The sequence below is a fragment of the Anaerotignum sp. MSJ-24 genome (assembly GCF_018918145.1).
In the GTDB taxonomy this organism is placed as follows: domain Bacteria; phylum Bacillota; class Clostridia; order Lachnospirales; family Anaerotignaceae; genus Metalachnospira.
The window spans coordinates 237,423-260,852 of record NZ_JAHLPX010000007.1; the positions used below are offsets into that span (position 1 = coordinate 237,423).

Genomic DNA, 23,430 nt, shown 5'->3' on the forward strand with positions numbered 1-23,430 from the left:
TTTGCATGAAAAATTTTTTGGCGATGAACCATATGAAAATCAAAGTTGTTTCGATTTTCTTAACTATACACGAATATTATATTAACATAAATGTAACAAATATGCAACAATTATTTTATAAACAGATTCTGGGCGTTATTTTTGGTTATGTTGCATATATCATTTTCGGGAATATTTTTAATCTGACTTATTCTTTCTACAACATATTTCAAAAATCGGGAATCGTTTCTTTTGCCTCTATATGGAACAGGTGCAAGATAGGGCGAATCGGTTTCTATAAGAATTTTTTCTATCGGAATGCGTTCAACCGTTTCAACACCTTTTTTGTTGTTTTTGAATGTTAGCGAACCGCCTACGCCTATATAAAATCCCATTTTGATATATTCCTCTGCCATTTCGGCACTTCCGCTGTAACAATGGATAACGCCGTTTCGTACATTGCTGTTTTTGATAATATCAAAGCACTCCTGTGCGGCATCTCTGGAATGGATTATTACAGGCATTTTGAGCTCGTCGGCAAGCTCAAGCTGTCTTTTAAACCAATGACGCTGTAAATCTCTCGGAGAAAGGTCGTAATAATAATCAAGACCTATTTCGCCTATCGCAACAACCTTAGGGTGCTTTGAAAGCTCTCTGAGTTCGTCAATATCAGCCTCTGTTATGTTCTCTACCTCATGTGGATGTACGCCGACTGCCGCATAGAAAAACGGATATTTTTCGCTTAAAGCTATTGATGCCTTTGAGGACTTTATATCCGAAGAGGCATTTACAACGGTTTCTATGCCTTCTGCCGGAAAAGATGCAAGAAGGGTGTCCCTGTCCTCATCAAAGCGTTCATCATCATAATGTGCGTGTGATTCAAAATACATAATAAAAATCTCCTTAATATTAAATAACCGAAGTGATGAACACTCCGGTTATTGTTGTGTATGTCAGTTTTATTTTAGCTTAATTCGGAGCCGTCCGCAAAGTCTGTTTTGTCAACAGATGCAAGGGCAAGCTGTCCGTTTTCGTCTTCTGCCACAAGAATCATACCGTAGCTCATTTCGCCCATCATTTTTCTGGGAGGAAGGTTTGTGAGAACGATAACTTTCTTTCCTACCATTTCTTCGGGAGTATAATCGGGAGAAATACCGGAAAGAATCTGTCTTGTTTCGTTTCCTATTTTAATCTGATTTTTGAGAAGCTTTTTGGAGCCTTTCATTTTTTCGGATGCGATAACTGTTCCGACCTTGAGTTTGATTTTGTCGAAGTCATCAATAGTGATTTCCTGTACAGGTTCTTCTTCTTTTCTCTCAGCCTGTGCTTTTTTAGCCTCTTCGGCTTTCTTTGTCTGGTTTGCAACCGATGATTCCTGTGCCTTTTTCATAGCAGCTTCAAGCTCTTCAAGCTCTTTTTTCATATCAATTCTGGGGAAGATGGCAGGACCTTTTTTAACCTGTACATCGGCAGGAAGAAGTCCCCATTCCTTTGCACTGTCCCAAGTCTTGATTGCGTCGTCTTTAATACCGATCTGTTCCCAGATGAGAGCAGGAGCCTTTGTCATAAACGGCTGAATGAGTATTGAAACGATTCTGATTGCTTCGGCAAGATTGTAAAGTGAGTTTGCAAGTTTAGCCTTTGAAGCCTCGTCCTTTGCAAGTATCCAGGGCTGTGTTTCGTCAACGTATTTATTTGCACGTCTGATAAGTGTCCAGATTTCAGCAAGTGCATCGGAGAAAAGCATGTTGTCAAGAAGACCGTCAACCTTTTCTGTTACTGCCTTTGCTGTTTCCTTAAGAGATGCGTCGAATTCTGTTTCTTCTCTTTCAACGGGAAGCTGTCCGCCGAAATATTTTTCAATCATGCCGGCTGTTCTTGAAACAAGGTTTCCGAGGTCATTGGCAAGGTCTGAGTTGATTCTCTGGATAAGAGCCTCGTTTGTGAAGTTTCCGTCCTGTCCGAAAGCAATTTCCCTAAGAAGGAAATAACGGATTGCATCAAGACCGTATCTGTCAACAAGTACCTTGGGATCAACAACGTTGCCCTTTGATTTGGACATTTTTCCGCCATCTATTATGAGCCAGCCATGACCGAATACCTTCTTGGGAAGAGGAAGGTCGAGTGCCATAAGTATAGCAGGCCAAATGATAGTATGGAAACGCACGATTTCCTTTCCTACTACATGAATATCGGCAGGCCAGTATTTTTTATAATTGCTGTCGTCATCAGAACCGTAACCGAGAGCAGTAATATAGTTTGTAAGTGCGTCAACCCATACATAGATAACGTGCTTGTCATCGAATGTTACGGGAATGCCCCAGTTGAAGGTTGTACGGCTTACACATAAGTCCTCAAGACCGGGCTTAAGGAAGTTGTTAATCATTTCGTTCTGTCTTGTCTGAGGTTGAATGAAATCGGGATGTTCTTCGATATATTTGATAAGTCTGTCCTGATATTTTGAAAGTCTGAAGAAATAGCTTTCCTCTTTAAGTCTTTCAACATCACGACCACAGTCGGGACATTTTCCGTCTACAAGCTGAACGTCTGTGTAGAATGATTCACAGGGTGTACAGTACCAGCCTTCGTATTCGCTCTTATAAATATCGCCCTGGTCATAAAGCTGTTTGAAAATCTTCTGAACAGCCTTTACATGATAATCGTCTGTTGTACGGATGAATTTATCATAAGATATATCAAGGCTTGCCCAAAGCTCTTTTACTCCGGCAACGATTTTATCAACATACTGCTGAGGTGTTACTCCGAGAGCATCGGCAATACGTTCGATTTTCTGGCCATGCTCGTCTGTTCCTGTAAGAAACATTACATCATAGCCTCTGAGTCTTTTATAACGAGCCATTGCATCAGTAGCAACTGTGCAATAGGAATGTCCGATGTGAAGCTTATCGCTGGGATAATAAATTGGCGTAGTTATGTAGAATTTCTCTGCCATTATAGATTCCTCCTAATAGTTTATATAATAGTGCATATAAAACTATTATATCCGTTTTATGGTGAAAAATAAAGTAAATATTGATAAAAATGCGTATTGAGCGAAAATAAAACTGCCGACAGCGGAAACTGTCGGCAATAATTAGTGTTTACATTAGATTTTCGGGATTAAGAACTTCAAGCTCGGGAAGAACAAAGCGTCCGTCCTTTCTTATGAGAACGTCATCGAAATAAATTTCTCCGCCGCCGTATTCCGGTGTCTGTATAAGCACCAGATCCCAGTGGATTGCGGATTTGTTTCCGTTATAGGCATCATCATAGCAGTTGCCCGGTGTGAAATGTATGCTTCCCATTATTTTTTCGTCGAAAAGAATATTGTTCATTGGCTTTGTTATATAGGGATTTACACCAATGGCAAATTCACCGACATATCTTGCGCCTTCGTCAATGTTGAAAACAGCCTCAACCTTTTCGTTGTTGTTTGCGGTACATTTTACTATTTTGCCGTTTTCAAATGTAAGGCTCACGTTTTCAAATGTAAAGCTGTTATATTCCGAAGGCGTGTTGTAGGTTATTGTGCCGTTTACGGAATCTCTGACAGGTGCGGTATAAACTTCACCGTCGGGAATGTTGCATGCACCGTCGCATTTGATAGCCGGAATATCCTTAATTGAGAAGGTAATGTCTGTATTTTTGGCCGTAAGTCTGACCTTATCGGTTTTGTTCATAAGTTTGACAAGAGAGTCCATTGCCTTTGACATTTTGCTGTAATCAAGATTGCATACATTGAAATAATAATCCTCAAAGGCCTCAAGGCTCTGATGTGCACTCTGTGCCATTGACGGAGCGGGATAACGGAGCACAACCCATTTTGTATGAGGTACTCTTATTTCGTGATGAACGGGATTCATATAAAGCTTGTCATAAAGAGCAAGCTTATCCTCCGGAACATCGCTCATTTCGGCAAGATTGTCTTCTCCTCTTACGCCGATATAGCAGTCCATCTGACGCATTTTTGCGGCTTCGTTTTCGGCAAGAATTTTGAGCTGTTCCTCGGTTGCACCCAAAAGCAGTTCACGATCCAGAGAGTTTGTTGTGAAGTCAACAAAGGCAAGACCTCCGGCGGCGTATATTTCCTTTATGAGCTGTTTAACAAGCGGAAGTGGGTGGACTCCGTTGCAGCTTATTAAAACCTTTTCGCCTTTCTGCACACGGCAAGAGTAGTTTACAAGATTATATGCAAGTTTTTTAATTCTTTCATCCATATTCAAAAACCTCCTGACTTAGTTTTTCGTATTTCAGAAATAATATTACATCTTTTTAATTCTTTTTTGAATATAATTTGAGAAAAAAAACAAAAAATGATACAATGGACGAATAAGAATATTATTTGGAAGTGGTTATATGAGAATAGCTGTGCCGTCCCATAAGGGCGATATATATAAAAGCTGTGCAAACAGCAGACAGTTTACGATTTTTGAGGTTGAGGACGAGAGAGTTGTCAATATCGAAAAAAGATATTCATTTATAAAAAAGCCGGAGGCAGTTGCAAGCCTTCTTGCGGAATATAATGTGAGTGTGCTTATATGCAACGATATAGGCAGTCGTACAAGAAAAGCCATAAGAGAGGCTCATATAGAGCTTATACCCGGTGTTGTCGGCGAAGTAAATGATGCGGTAATACGATATTTAAGCGGTGAAAGAATAGGTGTGCCGGAATATATGTATACCTGCTTTAATGATGAGGATTAATTGGGAGGATATTAATATGAATAAAAAGAAATCGCTTATAATAACAAGCGTTGTGTGCATACTTCCGCTTATTGCCGGAGTTATAATGCTCGGAAAGCTTCCGGAGATGCTGCCGGTTCAATGGGCAAATGACGGAACCGTAAGCAATTATGCACCGAGATGGTTCGCCGTTTTCGGAATGCCGATATTCTTTCTGCTGATGAATGCTTTCTTTCATTATAAAGCGGAAAAAAGCGACCTTGCGGACCAGTATCCGCCGGCTATGAAGCTGTTTCTGAAATGGTCAATGCCTGTTATTGGTGCTGTATGCACAACTATGACATATTCCGGTGTTATCGGAATAAATCATCTTTATGCAAGCATTACGGCATTTGTCGGTGCAATTATTGCGGCTTTCGGTTCATACTTCGGTGAGCTTACGGAGTCAGATGTTATCGGAAGAATATTTGAGGTAAAGAATAATGATAAAAAAGCCGGTATTTATTCCAAATGCGGCATGATTTTGATGATATTCGGCATTGTTGCCGTTATGGCTGTGCTTATGGGATATATGACTGTTTCGATAGGAATATCGGTTGCGGCAATTATTATTTCACTTGCATATTCGAGAATTGCATAATTTTTGAAGTATAAGACAATAATCTGCGTAAGAGGTGGTTTTATGTATCGTCTGCGTGGATTTGCGGCAGGTGTGATTACATCGGTTGTTATTATTGTTGTTGCGGCTGTCGGTGCAATGATAGGCTTGAGCGGAATTGTTGAAAAAAATACTGCTGTTAATACCGATGAAAATAATGCTGTTGTTTTGGATAAAGAAAATACGGAAGAAAATGTGGAAACAACGGTTTCTGACGGCTTACACAAAAATGCTGTGTTTACCTATGAATTTTATAATGAAATAACCGACACAACGGACAGCATGGAAGGTATGTGTCCCGATGAGCTTGTCGGAAAGGCTATGACAGATGTTAAGGATTATTATTCCGACTGGCAGGTTATCGAGTTTTCGCCGGACAGCGTTCTTCTAAGAAAAATAATCGGCTCGAAGGACGAAGAAAGATATGTTGTCGGAGTATATGACGGCTGTGTCGCTGTGTTTTATGAAAACGAAGAGGACGGAATATATATGACAACGGATATTCCGGTTGCCGGACTTGACCACGACAGACAGGTTATGCTGAATGATGGAATATACGTTGAAGGAAGGGACAGGCTCGGAAGAATAATAGAGGATTACAGCAGTTAAACGATTAAGTCGAAAACAAGTTTTCGACTTGTTTAAAATTTATGAGCGGCTTTTATGCCGCTTTTAAGTTTTTATTGCATTTGTGATGTAATATATTTAATATGTGTACAGAATATTGATAATCTATTTTACGGGGATATATATGAGAATAAGTGAACAGATATTATTAAATACTGAAATATATAAAAATTCGATAAACTTACAGGCTGTATACAGTGATGAATCCGAAAATTACATACAGCCCTTTGAGCCGGATTTTGATGATGAAGTTAAAGTAAGAATCAGAATCGGTTCGGGAGAGGCAGACTATATTGCTGTGGTTTCCGATGGTGCGGAATATGAGATGCTCTTTGAAAAAAATATCGGTATATATGATTTTTATTTTTATTTATTTGCTCCGGAAAGCGAAAACAGACGGTATTCATTTAAAATAAAAAACGGTGATAAAATTGTTTATTACAATAAATACGGCCTTATGCAGTCCCTTAATACAGACGGCGGTTTCGAGATAAAAAGAGATTATAAAACTCCGGCATGGGCGAAAAGTGCGGTAGGCTATCAGATATTTGTTGACCGTTTCTGTAACGGAGATATAAGCAATGATGTTGTTGACGGCGAATATGAATATCTCGGACACAGCGTAAAGCACATTTCGGATTGGAGCAAAACACCCGAGGAGAGCGATGTATTTAATTTTTACGGCGGTGATTTGCAGGGCGTTATAGATAAGTTGGACTATCTTAAGGAGCTTGGAATAACAATGATTTATTTCAATCCGCTTTTCGTTTCTCCGAGCAATCATAAATATGATATTCAGGATTATGAACATATCGATCCGCATTTCGGAAAAATAGTCAAGGACAGTGAAGAGGATAAATATGCAGTCCGTACAATTTCCGAAGAAAATATTACCGAAAGCGACAAGCTTTTTGCCGAGCTTATCGAAAAGGCTCACAGTATGGGCATAAAGGTTATAATAGACGGCGTTTTCAACCATTGCGGAGCATTTCATAAATGGCTCGACAGAGAAGAAATATATGAAAAGCTGACCGGTGCCAAAGGAGCCTATAAAAATTCCGACAGTCCGTACAGAGATTATTTTGTATGGAACGAAAACGGCGAATATGAAGGCTGGTGGGGACATTACAACCACCCTAAACTGAATTATGAAAATTCGCCGGAGCTTTATGAATATATAATGAAAATCGGCGAAAGGTGGCTCAAACCGCCATTTAATGCAGACGGCTGGAGAATGGACGTTGCGGCAGATTTAGGCGGAAGTGCGGAATTTAATCATAAATTCTGGAAGGATTTCCGTAAACGGGTTAAGGAAGTTTCGCCGAATGTGGTCATAATAGCCGAGCATTACGGCGATGCTTATGATTGGCTCAAAGGTGACGAATGGGACACAATAATGAACTATGATGCTTTTATGGAGCCGGTTTCGTGGTTTTTCACAGGAATGGAAAAGCATAGCGATAGCTATAACGGCGAGCTTATTTCAAACGGCAAAAGCTTTGAAAGTGCCATGACTCATAACTACCTTAAATACGGTTCTCATGCAATGAATATAAGCATGAATGAGCTGTCCAACCATGACCATTCCAGATTTCTTACAAGAACGAACAGCAAGGTTGGAAGACTTACATCTCTCGGTGCGGAGGCGGCAGGAGAAGGCATTAATATCGGAAGAATGTTTGAAGCGGCTGTTTTCCAGTTTGTATGGGTAGGGATGCCTACAATATATTACGGAGAAGAGGTCGGTGTTGTCGGCTGGACAGATCCCGATAACAGAAGAACCTATCCATGGGACAAAGAAAATCTGTATATGCTTGATTTTTATAGAAGGCTTGTTGATATAAGAAAAAATCATAGCGTATTTACAGACGGCTCATGCAGATTTATACATTCTGATTACGGAACGGTGTCCGTTGCAAGATTTACGGATAAGAAATGCGTAATTGCGGTTTTTAACAATACTGATAATGAAATGCTTGTTCATGTTCCGGTGTGGCTTGCCTGTGCGGAAAGCAAAAACGGCTTTGTGTCATTAATGGAAGGCTCAGACGGAAAATTTGATGTTGCGGAAAAAGATTATGCCGCTGATAACGGATATTTGGATATACACATAGGAAAATACGGTTTTGCAGTTATAAAAAATAAATGAGGTCAATATGGAAATTAACATTATATATGAAGATAAAAATTTGGTTGTTGCGGAAAAGCCTGCCGGAATGCCGTCACAGCCGGACAAAACAGGCGATACAGACATTCTCACGCTGCTTGAGAAAAAATATAATAAGGTATGGCTTGTGCATAGGTTAGACAGACCTGTCGGCGGACTTATGGTTTTTGCCCTTAATGAAAAAACAGCGTCCTATCTCGGAAAGCAGGTTCTTGACGGAAAGCTCGGCAAGGAATACATGGCGGTATGCTGTGGTGTACCGAAAAACGAAAGCGGAGAATTGAGAAACTGGCTTGTGAAAAATCAAAGATTAAACATTTCAGAGGTCGTAAACGGCAAGGTAAATAAGAATGCAAAAGAGGCTGTTCTGGATTACAGACTGATAAAAACAGTGGACACAGAAAAATTCGGAAAGCTGTCTTTAGTTTACATAAATCTTCATACGGGCAGACATCACCAGATAAGAGTGCAGTTTGCCAATGCCGGAACACCGCTTTGGGGAGATACAAAATACAATCCTAAATTCAAAAGAGGCTTTTATGGCGTAAATACAGCACTTTATGCTTACAGGCTTACTGTTGTAAAGCCCGGAGAAAAGACGGAATCGGTGTTTGAAAAGGCTCCCAACAGTACTCCTTTTGACCTGTTTTAGCATCAAAAATAAAGTTTACATAATTTTTTTAAAAAATTTTAAAAAAGTACTTGCATTTAAAAAATTATGTGCTATAATAACAAACAAATAGAAAAAGAAGTAAGAAACCTTAATAAAGGTTTTTTATTTTGAACATCGATTAGCACTCATCAACTTGAGTGGCTAACAAAAAAACAAAAAGCATACCTCATAGGCCAAAAGAAATAATAACCGGCTGGGAGGAATAACCTAAACAGGGAGGCGGATATTATGCTTTGTGAAAAATGTCATAAAAGAGAAGCAACCGTTCATACGGTTCAAGTTATAAATGGAGAAAAAACAGAACATTATTATTGTGAGCATTGTGCCAATGAGGGCAGCTATGAAAGCCCGATTTCATTTCAGGATATATTCCAGAATCTTCTTAACTACGGAACGGGCTCAAAGCCCGATGAGTATTCAAGCCACTATAAATCCGGCGGCCTTAAATGTCCGGTTTGCGGCATGACCTACGATCAGTTCAGAAGAAGCGGCAAATTCGGATGTGCTTCCTGCTTTGATGCCTTTGAACCTTATATAGCCGGTTCGCTTAAAAGTATTCATGGCGACAACGAGCATAAGGGCAAGGTGCCGAAGAGAAACGGCGGCCCTATGCTGAAGAAGCATGAGCTTGAAGAGCTTAAGAGAAAACTGGTTGACGCCATAGCCAAAGAGGAATATGAGCAGGCGGCTGTTCTCAGAGACAGAATAAAATCTCTTGAAGGAGATGACAAGCATGAGTAAATGGTATGAGGAAGAAAAAAGCAATAACGGCATAATAATTTCAAGCAGAGTAAGACTTGCAAGAAATTTAAAGAAATATAACTTCTATAATAAACTGAGTGCCGAAGATGCCGAAAAAATGATAGAAGAGGTTAAGAATTCGATACTTGGAAGCAGAACGGTATTCGGTGAACAGTTTAAATATATTCCTATAAACAAGCTTGATGAAAACGAAAAATTCAGCATGGTGGAAAGACATATCATAAGCCCAGAGCTTATGAGAAACAATAAGCCCTGCGGAGTTCTTGTTAAGGATGATGAAACAATAAGCATTATGCTTAACGAAGAGGATCATATAAGAATACAGGCAATAGCGGCAGGTGACAATATAGACGAAGCCTATGACACAGCCGATAAAATAGATAACCTTATCGAAGAAAGCGTTGAATACGCTTTCAGCGAAAAGTTCGGATACCTTACAAGCTGTCCTACAAACGTAGGTACAGGCTTGAGAGCATCTTATATGATGCACCTTCCTCAGCTTGAAATAACCGGACAGATAAGAAGTCTTACACAGGCAATATCGAAATTCGGTATAACCGTAAGAGGTATATACGGAGAAGGCTCGGAAGCAATGGGCAGTATTTATCAGGTTTCAAATCAGGTAACACTGGGACAGAGCGAGAGAGAAATAATCGAAAATCTTAAAAAGGTTGTTTCAACTATCGTTCAGCGTGAACAGGAGCTTGAGAAAAATGCTTATGCAAGAGCTAAAGACGATGTTGAAGATAAGGTATGGCGTTCATACGGCATACTTAAGACAGCAAGAAAGATTTCGGCAAAGGAGGCAATGCAGATGCTTTCCAACCTTATGGAGGCAAAGAACATGGGCGTTGAGCCTATGCCGGATATAAGCATAAAGCCTGTTGAGCTGATGATAAATATTCAGCCGGCAATAATACAGACAACAAACGGCAAGGACATGACTCCCACAGAAAGGGATAAAGCCAGAGCCGATTATATCAGAAAGATACTTAAATAAGTATTTAACATATATATTACAGCATAAAGGAGTTGACAGATATGCAGGGTAACTTTACAGAAAAAGCAAAAGAAGCAATCAGAAAGGCACAGCAGTACGCAGTTCATCTCGGCCACAACTATGTCGGCACAGAACATCTTCTGCTTGGTCTTGTGGGAGTAAAAGACAGTGTAGCCTCTAAAGCTATCGAAGCTCAGGGTATTACTGAGGACGCCATTACTGAAAAAATAGATGAACTTGTTGGTCTTAATAACGGTGGAGGATATTATCCTCAGGATTATACACCGAGATCAAAAAGAGTCATTGATATGAGTGTTCAGGAAGCTATTAAAATGGGTACCGGCTATGTTGGTACAGAACATATCCTTCTTGCACTTATTCAGGAAAACGATTCAATCGCAGTCAGAATTCTTGCATCACTCGGCGTAAACGGACAGAAGCTCTATGAAGATATTATGTCTATGGTCGGTGAGGATTCAACAGGCAGTACAGGTGCAAACGGCGACAGCAAGAGCGGAACACCTACTCTCGATAAATACAGCCGTGACTTTACAAAAATGGCATCTGAAAGCAAATTCGACCCTATCATCGGTCGTGATAAGGAAATCGAACGTGTTATCCAGATATTAAGCCGAAGAACAAAGAACAATCCTTGTCTTGTCGGTGATCCCGGCGTCGGCAAATCAGCCATTATTGAAGGTCTTGCACAGCAGATTTACGAAGGCAACGTACCTTCAACACTTAAGGATAAGAGAATTGTTTCACTTGACCTTTCTTCAATGATTGCCGGTTCAAAATACAGAGGTGAATTTGAGGAAAGAATCAAGAAAGTAATCGATGAGGTTAAGGCGGCAGGCAATGTTGTACTTTTCATTGATGAAATCCATACAATTATCGGTGCCGGCGGTGCCGAAGGTGCAATAGACGCATCTAATATTCTTAAACCTTCACTTGCGAGAGGCGAGCTCCAGTTAATCGGTGCAACAACTATCGAAGAATACAGAAAGTATATCGAAAAAGATGCGGCACTTGAAAGACGTTTCCAGCAGGTAATGGTTAATGAGCCAAATGAAGAAGAAGCTATTCTTATGCTTAAAGGACTTCGTGACAAATATGAGGCTCATCATAATGTAAAAATTACGGACGAAGCCATTGAGGCGGCTGTAAAGATGTCATCAAGATATATTACAGACAGATTCCTTCCCGATAAGGCCATCGACCTTATGGATGAGGCAGCTTCAAAGGTAAGACTCCAGACATATACAGCACCTTCAAATGTTAAGGAGCTTGAAGACAAGATTACCGCTCTTGAAAAAGAGAAGGAAGAGGCTATCAAGACCGAAGAGTTTGAAAAGGCTGCAAAGGTTAAAAAAGAGCAGACAGAGCTTAAGAAAAAGCTTGATGATGCAAAGAAAGAATGGGATACAGAAAATACAAAAACAAAACAGGTTGTTACTGAAGACGAAATCGCAGCCGTTGTTTCAAGCTGGACAGGTGTACCGGTTCAGTCATTAAAACAGGAGGAAAGCGAAAGACTTATCAACCTTGAAAAAATACTCCATGAACGTGTAATCGGTCAGGATGAGGCTGTATCGGCAGTTGCCAAAGCAATCAGACGAGGCAGAGTCGGACTTAAGGATCCTAAACGTCCTATCGGTTCATTCCTGTTCCTCGGACCTACTGGTGTAGGTAAAACAGAGCTTTCCAAAGCCCTTGCGGAAGCATTGTTCGGCGATGAAAACGCTATGGTCAGAATTGATATGTCCGAATACATGGAGAAGCATACGGTGTCTAAAATGATAGGTTCGCCTCCGGGATATGTAGGATACGAAGAAGGCGGCTAGCTTACAGAAAAAATAAGAAGAAAACCTTACAGCGTTGTTCTTTTCGATGAAATCGAAAAAGCATCACCCGATGTATTTAATGTAATGCTCCAGATTCTTGATGATGGTCACATTACAGACGGACAGGGCAGAAAGGTAGACTTCAAAAATACTGTAATCATCATGACATCAAATGCCGGAGCTAAGAGCATCATTGCTCCCAAGAAGCTTGGATTTGTTGCCGACAGTAGTGATGAAAAATCATATCAGGCAATGAAGGATACGGTTATGGAGGAAATCAAACATCTCTTTAAGCCCGAGTTTATCAACCGTATTGATGATATAATCGTTTTCCATCCTCTTGATGAAGAGAATGTTAAAAAGATTGTAGCTCTCATGACTAAGGAAATTGTTAAGAGAGTTAAAGAAAATATGGATATACACATTGAGTTTACCGATGAAGCAATTTCACTTCTTGCCAAAGAAGGATTTGATCCGGCTTACGGTGCAAGACCTTTAAGACGAGAAATCCAGTCTAAGATTGAAGATGAATTTGCGGAAGAGTTCCTCAGAAATGAAATCAAAGCCGGCGACAGCGTAAAAGTCGGTGTTAAGGACGACAAGTTCGTGTTTAATGCAGACAAGGCTGATGAGGCTGAAAGCGCTGACGAAGGCACAAAAGAATAAAATAATTATATCGGCACTTAAATTGAGAAATCGGTTTAAGTGCCGATTTTTTTGTTTATATCAATATAAAAAATAAATGTCAAAAACGAGCATAAAAAGTCTTTTTGGTGTGGATATGTGCAAATATTCAATAAAATGCAATAATAAAATAAAGTATTATGGGTAAAATATACTATATTTCAAAGGTTTTTATATACTACGGGGGAGTATTGTGTAATTTACTTAAAAACAGACTGAAAATCATACTTATTTTGTATGCTGATAGGCGGTATAGGGGTATTGACGGGCATAATAATCAATGCTATATTGAATACAACAAAAAGACCTACTAAGTTAGTGGGTGATTATAAGTTGATTTTTTTAGGCAGGTGTTATGATGAATAAAAAATTTAATGTTACGGGAATGACCTGTGCGTCCTGCTCATCGCATGTTGAAAAAAGTGTTGCAAAGCTTGTCGGTGAGGATAATGTTGCGGTCAGCCTTATGACAAACAGTATGATGGTCAAGTATGATGAAAGCAAAATAAGTGACAGCGACATAATAAAAGCTGTTGAGGACGCCGGATACGGTGCATCACCGGCAGACGGCTCAATGAAAGCAGAGAAAAAACAGGGCTCTGTTGCCGATGAAGAGCTTAAGGAAATGAAAACAAGACTTATTGTTTCCTTTGCTTTTCTTATTCCGCTTATGTATATTTCGATGGGAAGCATGATTGGATTTCCCGAACCGGCACTTCTGACCGGTCATGCCAATGCGGTTTCCTTTGCATTTACGCAGTTTTTGTTCTGCCTCCCGATAATATATGTAAACAGAAAATATTATCAGGTTGGCTTTAAAACTCTTTTTCACAGAGCGCCTAATATGGACAGCCTCATTGCTGTCGGCTCGACGGCAGCTTTAGTATATGGTATTTTTGCTATTTACAGAATGAGCTGGGGACTCGGTGCCGGAGATATGGAGGTTGTTGCTAAGTACCATATGGATTTGTATTTTGAATCGGCCGTAATGATACTTACACTTATAACTCTCGGAAAATTCCTTGAAACACGTTCAAAGAGAAAAACAAGCGAGGCAATTTCAAGACTTACAGAGCTTGCACCGGAAACAGCCATTGTTGAGCTTGACGGTGAAGAAAAGGAAATTCCTGTTGAGGAGCTTAAGCCCGGAGATATAATTGTAGTTAAGCCGGGTTTCAGAATTGCGGCAGACGGTATTATTGTTGAAGGTAATTCATCGGTTGATGAATCGGCACTTACCGGCGAAAGTATTCCTGTTGAAAAAACTGTCGGAGATAAAATAATAGCTGCATCAATCAATAAAAACGGATATTTCAAATTCCGTGCCGAAAAAACTGGCTCGGAAACAACTCTTGCACAGATTATCAAGCTTGTTGAGGACGCAAGTGCATCAAAAGCACCTATCGCAAAGCTTGCCGATAAAATTGCCGGTGTATTTGTTCCCGTTGTAATGACCATTGCACTCATAACAGCCATTGTATGGCTCATAAGCGGAGCAGAGTTTGAATTTGCTCTTTCCTGTGCAATATCGGTTCTCGTTATTTCATGCCCCTGTGCATTGGGACTTGCAACTCCCGTTGCCATAATGGTCGGAACAGGCAAGGGTGCGGAAAACGGAATACTTATCAAATCGGCAGAGGCACTTGAAACACTTCATCTTATAAAAACGGTAGTAATGGACAAAACAGGTACAATAACTGAAGGCAAGCCTGTTGTTACAGATATATTTGCCGTTGACGGCGACGAGAATGCACTTCTTAAGCTTGCGGCGGCAGTAGAAAAGCCTTCCGAGCATCCGCTTGCATCGGCAATTCTTGATGAAGCGACAAAAAGAAATATAAGCTTCAATGATATTGAAAACTTTACGGCTGTATCCGGCCGAGGAATTGTTGCCGATATTAATTCAGAAAAGGTATTTGCCGGAAACAGATACCTTATGACAGAAAACGGCATTGACACAAGGGTATTTGAAAAGAAGGAGCAGGAATTTTCAAATGCCGGAAAAACGGTTCTTTATTTCGCAGAAAAGGATAAGCCGCTCGGTATAATTGCCGTTCAGGACGTTCCGAAAAAGACAAGCCGTTCAGCTGTTAAGTGCTTTAAAGATCTCGGTATTGACGTAGTAATGCTTACGGGTGATAATAAACGTACAGCCGAGGCTGTTGCAAGAAGCCTTGGAATAACAAATGTTGTTTCGGAGGTTATGCCGCAGGATAAAGAGTCCGTTGTAAGAGAAATACAGCAGAAGGGCGGAAAGACAGCAATGATCGGTGACGGTATCAACGACGCTCCGGCTCTTGCAAGAGCAGATGTAGGTATTGCAATCGGAGCAGGTACAGACGTTGCCATTGAATCGGCAGATATTGTTCTTATGAAGAGCGACCTTATGGACGCTGTTACAGCGGTTAAATTAAGCCGAGCAGTTATAAAGAACGTAAAGGAAAATCTTTTCTGGGCATTCTTCTATAATGCACTTTGCATACCGCTTGCTGCCGGAGTATTTTATCCACTTTTCCAGATTAAATTAAATCCTATGATCGGTGCAGCTGCCATGAGCTTAAGCTCGGTATGTGTTGTTTCGAATGCACTCAGATTAAGATTATTTAAACCTAATAATCCTTCGATAAATGAAGATGATTATATTGAAGAAACACCAATTAACAGCATTTCACACGAAGAAAACAAAGGAGAGAGTTTAATGAAGAAGGAAATGTTAATTGAAGGCATGATGTGTGTCCATTGTTCAGGCAGAGTTGAAAAGGCTCTTAACGACATTGACGGAGTACAGGCTAAGGTTGACCTTGATAAGAAAACAGCTTATGTTGAGCTTTCAAAGGATGTTACCGATGCAGAGCTTTCAAAAGCGGTTACAGACGCAGGCTATGAGGTTATATCTGTAAAGTAATCCGACAAAATTCTTAAAGAGGAGGCAAGACCTCCTCTTTTTTCTATACAAGAGAGATTTTTTGTGTTATAATTACATAACAATCAGGGTGGTACACTACATAGGAGGATATATAAAATGGCAGTTATAGAAGAGTTAATAAGACTTGAAGACAACGGAAGCATCAGCTTTGGAAACTATCTCATGGATGAAAAGAAAAAGGTCCTTGACTTTGAAGTCTGCGGCAATCTCTATAAAGTAAAAACATATAAAGATATTACAAAGCTCGAAAAGAACGGAAAAATGCTTTTTGAATCTGTTCCCGGAGCAACAGTACATAACTTTACAATGAACGAAAGAAATATTGAGTTTAATATTGAAAGCACAGAAGACGTTCAGATAACTATGGAGCTTGAGCCTGAACAGGAATACAAGCTTATTGTTGACGATATGCTTGTCGGCAAGATGGAATCAAACATTGCCGGAAAAATCAATTTCAGCGTTGAGCTTGGAAAAAATACTGCTGATGTAAAAATAGAGAAGATCTGAAACTGAATTATGCCGCAGGAGAAAATCCTGCGGTTTTTTAATATGAGGATATTGCTATGAAGGAAAAGAAAAGCTATGTATGCTCCTCCTGCGGTTATTCTACGCCGAAATGGATGGGAAAATGCCCACAGTGCGGAGAATGGAATACATTGGAGGAAAAAACGGAAAGACCTGTTTCTGCCGCAAGAAGGGCGTCCGGCGGAAGAACATATTATGCACCGGAAAGCACAGGCGGAGCAAATCGTCTTAAATCCGTTAAAACAAACGTAAATGAGCGAATAATAACAGGTATTTCGGAGTATGACCGACTTATGGGCGGCGGTATTGTAAGAGATTCCGTTTCCATTATTTCATCGCCTCCCGGTGGAGGAAAATCTACTCTTGCACTGAAAATTGCCAACAATACCGCAAAACAGGGCTTGAATATTTTATATGCCAGCGGTGAAGAAAGCGAAGGACAGATAAAAAGCCGAGCCGACAGAATACTTGACGGTATAGACGAGAATATATGGATTATATCTACAACAAGCATGAATACGGTGCTCGGAGAGATAGAAAGAATAAATCCGGATATTATTATTGTTGACAGTATACAGACCTTTGCACTGGAGGAGTTTTATCCGTCAAGAGCAGGAAATCCTACACAGACAATGGAATGTGCCGGAGAGCTTGTCCGGGTTGCAAAGAGCAGTTCAAAGCCTCGTGCGGTAATTATAATAGGGCAGATGAACAAGCAGGACGAGCTTGCCGGACTTAGAGCATTGGAGCATCTTGTTGATACTGTGCTTATAATGGAAGGCGATACACAGGACGAGCTGAGAAGCATAATTGCCTCCAAAAACCGTTTCGGAAGTACCGGAGAAATGGGATTTTTCGCAATGACGGAAAAGGGACTTGTGTCCATTGAAAATCCCAGTGAATTTTTTATGACTAAACGAGCCGAAAACGAGGCTGTTTCAGGAAGTGCACTGACAGTCGTAAGAGAAGGCTCACGACCGATTATATGTGAGATAGAAAGCCTTGTGTCAAAATCCTTTATGCCGTATCCGCTGAGAACAGGCGAGGCACTCCGAAAGGAACAGCTCAATACGATTATAGCCATATTGGAGCAGAGATGCGGAATAGGTTTATATGATAAAAATGTGGTAATAAAAATAACCGGAGGACTTAAGCCGAGAGAGCAGTCTATAAACCTTGCGGTTATGATAAGCATTGTTTCTTCAATATACGATAAGCCTGTGCCGAATAACACTGCATTTATTGCCGATGTCGGTCTTACCGGAGAGCTTAAGAAGGTTCCGGCAGTGGAATCAAGGCTGAGAGAGTTGGCAAGAATGGGCTTTAAAAACGTGTATATTGCAAAAACGGAAGGAAACATAAAAAAGCCGGAAGGAATAAATATATATGAAATGAAAAGCATAAGAGAGGTTATTATTTCTATTTTCGGTATAATATAAAATAGTATGAGCATGACAGCCGTTGACTGTCATGCTCATTTTTATCTTGTTGTTTTTGAATTATTGTTTAATTGTTTCTGCAGCAACAGCATTTGTTGCAGCAGCCATTGCATCCACAGCCGTTGGTATTGCTGTTGTTAGTACCATTGTTGCATCCGCAGCCATTGGTATTGCTGTTGTTAGCACCATTATTGCATCCACAGCTGTTGGTATTGGTATTGTTATTGCCGTTGTTGCATCCACAGCCGTTGGTGTTGTTATTGTTATTGCCGTTGTTGCATCCACAGCCGTTGGTATTGCTGTTGTTTGTACCGTTGTTACAGCCACAGCCATTGTTGCATCCGCAGGTGCTGTTGGGATTGGAAAGATAGCATGCCATTTGTTTTGCCTCCTCTTTCTATTGTTGGTATATAATATGCGGACAAACATAAAAGGGTTACAACGGTTAATTTTACCTTTATAATTTATTTATAAAAATTTTTTTAGAATGATGAACCGCACAGCTATTAAAAACATCTAATAAGTGTAAAACAAAAAAGTACTTGAGTTTTGCTAAGGTATTGAGGAGAAAATAAATGAACAAACAGGAATTTACACAGCAGGTTATGGAAGCCGAAAACTCACTGTACCGAGTTGCGAGAACTTTGTCTGCAAATGAAAGCGATTGTGAGGACGCAGTTCAACAGGCAATACTGACTGCATATGATAAGCTGGATAATCTTCGGAATGAAAAATTTTTTAAAACGTGGCTTACACGAATACTGATAAACGAATGCTATAAAATCAGAAGGAAAAGCGGTTTTGTTATATCCTTTGAGGATTATACCGCAGACATACCTTCCGATGTAAAGATCGACAACGAGCTAAGGGACGCAGTGTTCAGGCTCCCGATTAAGCTAAGGTCGGTAATAGTATTGTATTATATTGAAGGATACAGCGTTGAAGAAACAGCTTATATGCTAAAGCTGCCGCAAGGTACGGTGAAAAGCCGATTGCATAAGGCAAGAAAGCTTCTTAAAACAATGCTTGATGATGAAATTTAAGTAAGGAGTGTTATATATGCAGAAGCATGATTGGAACAAAGTATTTGATGAACGTCCGGAAGAATTTCATGAATGTGTAAAATCCGCATTGGCACAGTTGCCGGAGAAGGAGGAAATTAATATGAAAAAATCATTCGGAAAAAAATTTGCTGTTGTTGTAGCTGCCGTAGCAGCAATCAGTGTTACTGCCGTTGGTGCCGGGAAGATTGTAAGTATGAGTTCAGGCAGAAATATGTTTGAGGTTGAAGATACTGTCGAAAAAACAGAAGAACAGGCTAAAGACGCAGGAATTGAAATAAATATTGTTGATAAATTTGATAACGGATATACATTTAAGGAAGGCTATGTCGGAGATGTAGACCACTGGGATGACAGCGGAAACAAGGTAGCAACAACAAAGAACCTTTCCGCAACATATGTGCTTGGCGATGCATCTGTTTATTTAGATGCAGACCAGAAAAATGATGAATCGGAATATGTTGATTATGTTCTTGAAGAAAATTATGACGGAACAGACATTTATACTTATGAATGGACAAACAAATTTGTTCCTGATGATTACGAAATGACAGAACAGGATAAGATTGATGAGGCAGAAGGCAAGGTTGTATTCAGCTACGGCAGTGATGAAGTTGAAGTAAATGAAATTAAAACAGTCAAATTTGTCAAGGATAATACTCAGGTAACACTTATGGATATGGATTCAAATGTTGATATGGGTGAGCTTGTTAATATGCTTAAGACTGTTATTGATGCACAGTAAGACAAAAAATTTGCAGGAGGCAGAAATGCCTCCTGTTTTAATGTTTGGATATAAATTTGTTTTCAACGGCGGTAATTATTCTGTACATAACAGCCGCCATTATTGCAAGAACGGCAACGCTGAGCATTACACGGTCGAGCTTGAAAACCTGTGAGCTGTATACAATCAAATATCCGAGTCCGGCTTTTCCGACAAGAAATTCGCCGACAATAACGCCGACAAAAGATAAGCCGATGTTTATTTTAAGAGCGTTGAATATAACCGGTATGTTTGAAGGAAAAACAACCTCCTTGAGTATTTGCGGCTTTTTTCCGCCGAATATCCGTATCAGTTTTATTTTGTCGCTGTCTGTTTCGATAAAGCCTTGAAGCACGCTCATTATGGTTATTATTACCGATGTTAGCAAAGCTATCAGTATTATCGAAGATGTGTTGTTTCCGAGCCATACAATTATTATCGGAGCAAGTGCCGTTTTCGGAAGGCTGTTGAGCACAACGAGATAAGGCTGTAATATATCCGATATGGTTTTGTTCCACCAGAGAAGTGTGGCGGCGGCAGTTCCGATTATTGTGCCGATAACAAAGCCTGTTACGGTTTCGGATAATGTTATCCATATGTGATATAAAAGAGAACCGTCTGAAAGCATTTGTATTGCCGAGGTTATTATAGCGGACGGACAACTGAATATAAATTCATCAATTATGCCTGATTTAGCACATAATTCCCATAAAAACAGAAAAAATATAAGCAGAAACGTACGTGAGAATAATACTATACATTTCCTTTTTTTATAGGCTCGTATAAACTCAAGCTGTTTTGCCGATTGAGCCTTTATGTCATACATGTACGTCCAACTCCTTCCATATAAGATTGAAATATTCATGGAATTTAGGACAATTTCGTTTCTGCATGGGAGTTTCTCCACAGGCATCAAGCTCTATTTTGTGGACAGATTTTATTTTTGCCGGACGTTTTGTTAATACTAATACACGGCTGCACATGGAAACAGCTTCGGCTATGTCGTGTGTAACAAGTATTGCCGTTATTTTTTCGTTATTTATTATTGCTCCGATTTCGTCTGAAACATAAAGCCTTGTCTGATAATCGAGTGCGGAAAACGGCTCGTCAAGTAACAGAAGTTCAGGCTTTACCGCAAGAGTTCTTATCAATGCGGCTCTTTGACGCATTCCGCCGGAAAGCTCGGATGGACGGCGGTTTTTGAAATCCGACAGACCGTATTTTTCAAAAAGCGTATTTACGTATTCTATTGATTCGGGATTGAGCTGTTTTCTTATTTTCAGTCCAAGACAGGCATTGTCGAATATGCTCAGCCATTCGAAAAGATGATCCTTCTGGAGCATATATCCTGCCGGAGATGATGTGTTTATGTTAAGCTCACCGCTTTCGGGCTGCATAAGTCCGCAGATTATTGATAGAAGGGTTGATTTAGCTATTCCTTTTAAAATACAAAAAATCAATGATTATTTTTGACGTTTTATAGGATAATGTGTTATAATCAATATGTATGCAATTAAAGATAATTATTATTTGTTAGGAGATGTTTTTTATGGGTTGTTCACATGATTGTGACTCTTGCTCATCGGGCTGTTCAGATAACAAAGCCGAAAGCATGATAAAACCTCTTAATGCTGCAAGCAGTGTTAAAAGGGTAATCGGTGTTGTAAGCGGAAAGGGCGGCGTAGGCAAATCTCTTGTTACTGCTATGCTTGCTGTAAACATGGCAAACAGAGGATACCATGCGGCTGTGCTTGATGCCGATATAACAGGACCTTCAATCCCTAAGGCATTCGGTATAAGCGGAAGAGTTTATGCTACCGAGGACGGTGTTATTCCTATGAGAACCGTCAAGGGAATAGATATAATTTCAACAAACCTTATTCTTGAAAATGCATCTGATCCGGTTGTATGGAGAGGCCCTGTAATTGCCGGAGCTGTTGAGCAGTTCTGGACAGAAACAGTATGGGATAATGTTGATTATATGTTTGTTGATATGCCTCCCGGAACAGGCGATGTTCCTCTTACTGTGTTCCAGTCACTTCCGGTTGACGGAATTGTTATTGTAACATCACCTCAGGATCTTGTTTCAATGATAGTCGGCAAGGCTGTAAAAATGGCACATATGATGAATGTTCCTATTATCGGACTTGTTGAAAATATGTCATATTTCAAGTGTCCCGACTGCGGCAAGAAGTATGAGATTTACGGAAAGAGCCATGTTAAGGAAGAGGCTAACGAATTTGAAATTCCTTACTATGCAAAGCTTCCAATTGATCCTAACTTTGCGGCTTGTGTGGATAAGGGTGAAATTGAATTTCTTGATGTATCGGCACTCAATAATATTGCCGAGGCTATCGAAAAGATTTAACAAAATTAATGCACCGCTTTTGCGGTGCATTTGTATTTTGGCAGGAAGAGCATTACCACAGCCGGAAGGCCCGACAATACTGATAAATTCTCCTTTTTCGACTGTGAAAGACAAATCCTTTATTGCCTCGGTTTCACCGTCAAGACTGTGATAATTAAAGCATATGTTTTTTGCTTCGACTGTCGGCTTCAATTATTATCCCTCCGGATTTTTCGTTTTCTATATTATATTTATCGAAGGGACAAAAGGTTACAAACCGAAATTTTTATAATCCGCTGAAGTCAAAAATCGGTGTATAGCTGCTGTTGGCCGATGAGCGTTCCTGCATATATCCGTTTTTAAGTCCTATTTCAAAAAAATGTTCAATAACTCTTGTGTATTCAATAGACATAAGTCTGCGGTTTATTTCCTTGTATTTTGCCGCATTGTATACGGGCGTATATTGGTTGAGAAGTGATACGTATGTTTCGTTTCCGAGATTGTCCCTTATCCAATCAAGTATTTTAAATGAATCAGTTTTGCATGACGGCAGAATAAGATGACGTATGATAATACCCTTCTGCATTATTCCGTTTTCATCAAATATAACATTCTCGCATTGACGGTGCATTTCCTTTACTGCGGCAGAGGCATATTCAAAATAATCCGGTGCAGACGAGTATTTTGCCGAAAGCTTGGAAGAAAAATATTTTATATCCGGTAAATATATGTCCACTGTTCCTTCAAGCATTTTTATTGTATCGGCTTTTTCGTATCCGCTCGAATTGTACACAATAGGAATTGTAAGTCCGTTTTGTCTGGCTTTTTCAACGGCTTTTATAACAGACGGAACAAAATGGACGGCAGTAACAAGATTAATATTATGGACATCTCTTGCCTGCTGTTCAAGCATTATTTCCGAAAGCCTTTCGACTGAAATTTCCTTTCCGGAATGCTCACTGCTTATGGAATAGTTCTGGCAGAAAACGCATTTGAGATTACAACCGGTAAAAAATATTGTTCCGGAGCCCTTTGTTCCGCTTATCGGAGGCTCTTCCCAGTTGTGTACAGAGGCAAGAGCCGCTTTTATAGTTGAGCTTTCTCCGCAAAAGCCAATTTTTCCGCCGGTTCTGTCTATCGAACAATTTCTCGGACAAAGACGGCAGTTTTCATATAAATTCATTTTTAACACCTCAAAAAAATTATATCAGATATACGCATTTAATAACATAAAAACTTCCTGTATACGAAAAATGATTTGTATTGTATAATTACGTCGTGAAAAACAAAAG

Annotated in this window: 19 protein-coding genes and 2 pseudogenes; 14 read left to right on the forward strand and 7 right to left on the reverse strand. The window is 39.9% G+C overall.

Going from position 1 to position 23,430, the window contains the following annotated elements; translation table 11 throughout:
- Nucleotides 1–110: 110 nt before the first annotated feature.
- The 3 genes from KQI66_RS07360 to KQI66_RS07370 form a co-directional block, all read right to left on the reverse strand.
- Nucleotides 111–869: a TatD family hydrolase gene (locus KQI66_RS07360; protein WP_216428182.1), complete on the reverse strand. Its 759-nt coding sequence runs from the start codon at nucleotides 867–869 to the stop codon at nucleotides 111–113.
- Nucleotides 870–943: 74 nt separating this feature from the next.
- Complete coding sequence (metG, locus tag KQI66_RS07365; RefSeq protein WP_216428184.1) at nucleotides 944–2,932, reverse strand: methionine--tRNA ligase; 1,989 nt, start codon at nucleotides 2,930–2,932, stop codon at nucleotides 944–946.
- Between the two features lie 148 nt (nucleotides 2,933–3,080).
- Entirely contained in the window at nucleotides 3,081–4,196 is a 1,116-nt protein-coding gene (locus KQI66_RS07370; protein ID WP_216428186.1) for an aminopeptidase, read from the reverse strand.
- 139 nt (nucleotides 4,197–4,335) lie between these two features.
- On the opposite strand from KQI66_RS07370, the gene KQI66_RS07375 reads away from it, so the two are divergent.
- From KQI66_RS07375 to radA, 11 genes and pseudogenes are all read left to right on the forward strand, one after another.
- On the forward strand, nucleotides 4,336–4,683 hold the full coding sequence (locus KQI66_RS07375) for a NifB/NifX family molybdenum-iron cluster-binding protein (RefSeq protein ID WP_216428188.1): 348 nt from the start codon (nucleotides 4,336–4,338) through the stop codon (nucleotides 4,681–4,683).
- A 16-nt stretch (nucleotides 4,684–4,699) separates the two neighbouring features.
- Nucleotides 4,700–5,302: a DUF1648 domain-containing protein gene (locus KQI66_RS07380; RefSeq protein ID WP_216428190.1), complete on the forward strand. Its 603-nt coding sequence runs from the start codon at nucleotides 4,700–4,702 to the stop codon at nucleotides 5,300–5,302.
- A 3-nt stretch (nucleotides 5,303–5,305) separates the two neighbouring features.
- The gene (locus tag KQI66_RS07385; RefSeq protein WP_216428192.1) at nucleotides 5,306–5,929 is read left to right on the forward strand and encodes a hypothetical protein; all 624 of its coding nucleotides are present in this window, start codon (nucleotides 5,306–5,308) and stop codon (nucleotides 5,927–5,929) included.
- Between the two features lie 142 nt (nucleotides 5,930–6,071).
- Nucleotides 6,072–8,096 (forward strand): glycoside hydrolase family 13 protein, encoded by a 2,025-nt coding sequence (locus tag KQI66_RS07390; protein WP_216428194.1) that lies wholly within the window; start codon nucleotides 6,072–6,074, stop codon nucleotides 8,094–8,096.
- Nucleotides 8,097–8,103: 7 nt separating this feature from the next.
- A complete protein-coding gene (locus KQI66_RS07395; protein WP_216428196.1) occupies nucleotides 8,104–8,766 on the forward strand; it encodes an RluA family pseudouridine synthase in 663 nt (220 codons plus the stop codon).
- Between the two features lie 249 nt (nucleotides 8,767–9,015).
- On the forward strand, nucleotides 9,016–9,528 hold the full coding sequence (locus tag KQI66_RS07400) for a UvrB/UvrC motif-containing protein (protein WP_216428197.1): 513 nt from the start codon (nucleotides 9,016–9,018) through the stop codon (nucleotides 9,526–9,528).
- A complete protein-coding gene (locus KQI66_RS07405) occupies nucleotides 9,521–10,549 on the forward strand; it encodes a protein arginine kinase (protein WP_216428199.1) in 1,029 nt (342 codons plus the stop codon). Before KQI66_RS07400 ends, KQI66_RS07405 begins: the two co-directional genes overlap by 8 nt.
- A 41-nt stretch (nucleotides 10,550–10,590) precedes the next feature.
- Nucleotides 10,591–13,059 (forward strand): annotated as a pseudogene (locus tag KQI66_RS07410) (ATP-dependent Clp protease ATP-binding subunit).
- 373 nt (nucleotides 13,060–13,432) lie between these two features.
- Nucleotides 13,433–15,982 (forward strand): heavy metal translocating P-type ATPase, encoded by a 2,550-nt coding sequence (locus KQI66_RS07415; RefSeq protein ID WP_334300586.1) that lies wholly within the window; start codon nucleotides 13,433–13,435, stop codon nucleotides 15,980–15,982.
- A 117-nt stretch (nucleotides 15,983–16,099) separates the two neighbouring features.
- Complete coding sequence (locus KQI66_RS07420; RefSeq protein ID WP_216428203.1) at nucleotides 16,100–16,510, forward strand: endosialidase; 411 nt, start codon at nucleotides 16,100–16,102, stop codon at nucleotides 16,508–16,510.
- A 56-nt stretch (nucleotides 16,511–16,566) separates the two neighbouring features.
- Nucleotides 16,567–17,967, forward strand: coding sequence for a DNA repair protein RadA (gene radA / locus KQI66_RS07425; protein WP_216428205.1), 1,401 nt, complete (start codon nucleotides 16,567–16,569; stop codon nucleotides 17,965–17,967).
- Between the two features lie 60 nt (nucleotides 17,968–18,027).
- Here the strand turns inward: radA and KQI66_RS07430 are convergent, their stop codons facing one another.
- Nucleotides 18,028–18,300 carry a hypothetical protein gene (locus KQI66_RS07430; protein WP_216428207.1) on the reverse strand — a complete coding sequence of 91 codons (273 nt, stop codon included), beginning with the start codon at nucleotides 18,298–18,300 and terminating at the stop codon, nucleotides 18,028–18,030.
- A 242-nt stretch (nucleotides 18,301–18,542) separates the two neighbouring features.
- Here KQI66_RS07430 and KQI66_RS07435 point away from each other — a divergent pair, with 242 nt between their 5' ends.
- Nucleotides 18,543–19,010, forward strand: a complete 468-nt coding sequence (locus KQI66_RS07435; protein ID WP_216428209.1) for a sigma-70 family RNA polymerase sigma factor — start codon at nucleotides 18,543–18,545, stop codon at nucleotides 19,008–19,010.
- Between the two features lie 16 nt (nucleotides 19,011–19,026).
- A complete protein-coding gene (locus KQI66_RS07440) occupies nucleotides 19,027–19,773 on the forward strand; it encodes a hypothetical protein (protein ID WP_216428211.1) in 747 nt (248 codons plus the stop codon).
- Nucleotides 19,774–19,810: 37 nt separating this feature from the next.
- On the opposite strand, the gene KQI66_RS07445 is transcribed toward KQI66_RS07440, so the two are convergent.
- Both KQI66_RS07445 and KQI66_RS11615 read right to left on the reverse strand, forming a co-directional pair.
- Nucleotides 19,811–20,617, reverse strand: coding sequence for an ABC transporter permease (locus KQI66_RS07445; protein WP_216428212.1), 807 nt, complete (start codon nucleotides 20,615–20,617; stop codon nucleotides 19,811–19,813).
- A gap of 258 nt (nucleotides 20,618–20,875) precedes the next feature.
- Nucleotides 20,876–21,188, reverse strand: a pseudogene (locus KQI66_RS11615) (ATP-binding cassette domain-containing protein); the annotation flags it as partial.
- A gap of 152 nt (nucleotides 21,189–21,340) precedes the next feature.
- Between KQI66_RS11615 and KQI66_RS07455 the strand changes: the two are divergent.
- Nucleotides 21,341–22,159, forward strand: a complete 819-nt coding sequence (locus tag KQI66_RS07455) for an Mrp/NBP35 family ATP-binding protein (protein WP_216428217.1) — start codon at nucleotides 21,341–21,343, stop codon at nucleotides 22,157–22,159.
- A gap of 265 nt (nucleotides 22,160–22,424) precedes the next feature.
- Here the strand turns inward: KQI66_RS07455 and KQI66_RS07460 are convergent, their stop codons facing one another.
- Nucleotides 22,425–23,321 carry a radical SAM protein gene (locus KQI66_RS07460; RefSeq protein WP_216428218.1) on the reverse strand — a complete coding sequence of 299 codons (897 nt, stop codon included), beginning with the start codon at nucleotides 23,319–23,321 and terminating at the stop codon, nucleotides 22,425–22,427.
- Nucleotides 23,322–23,430: the final 109 nt, after the last annotated feature.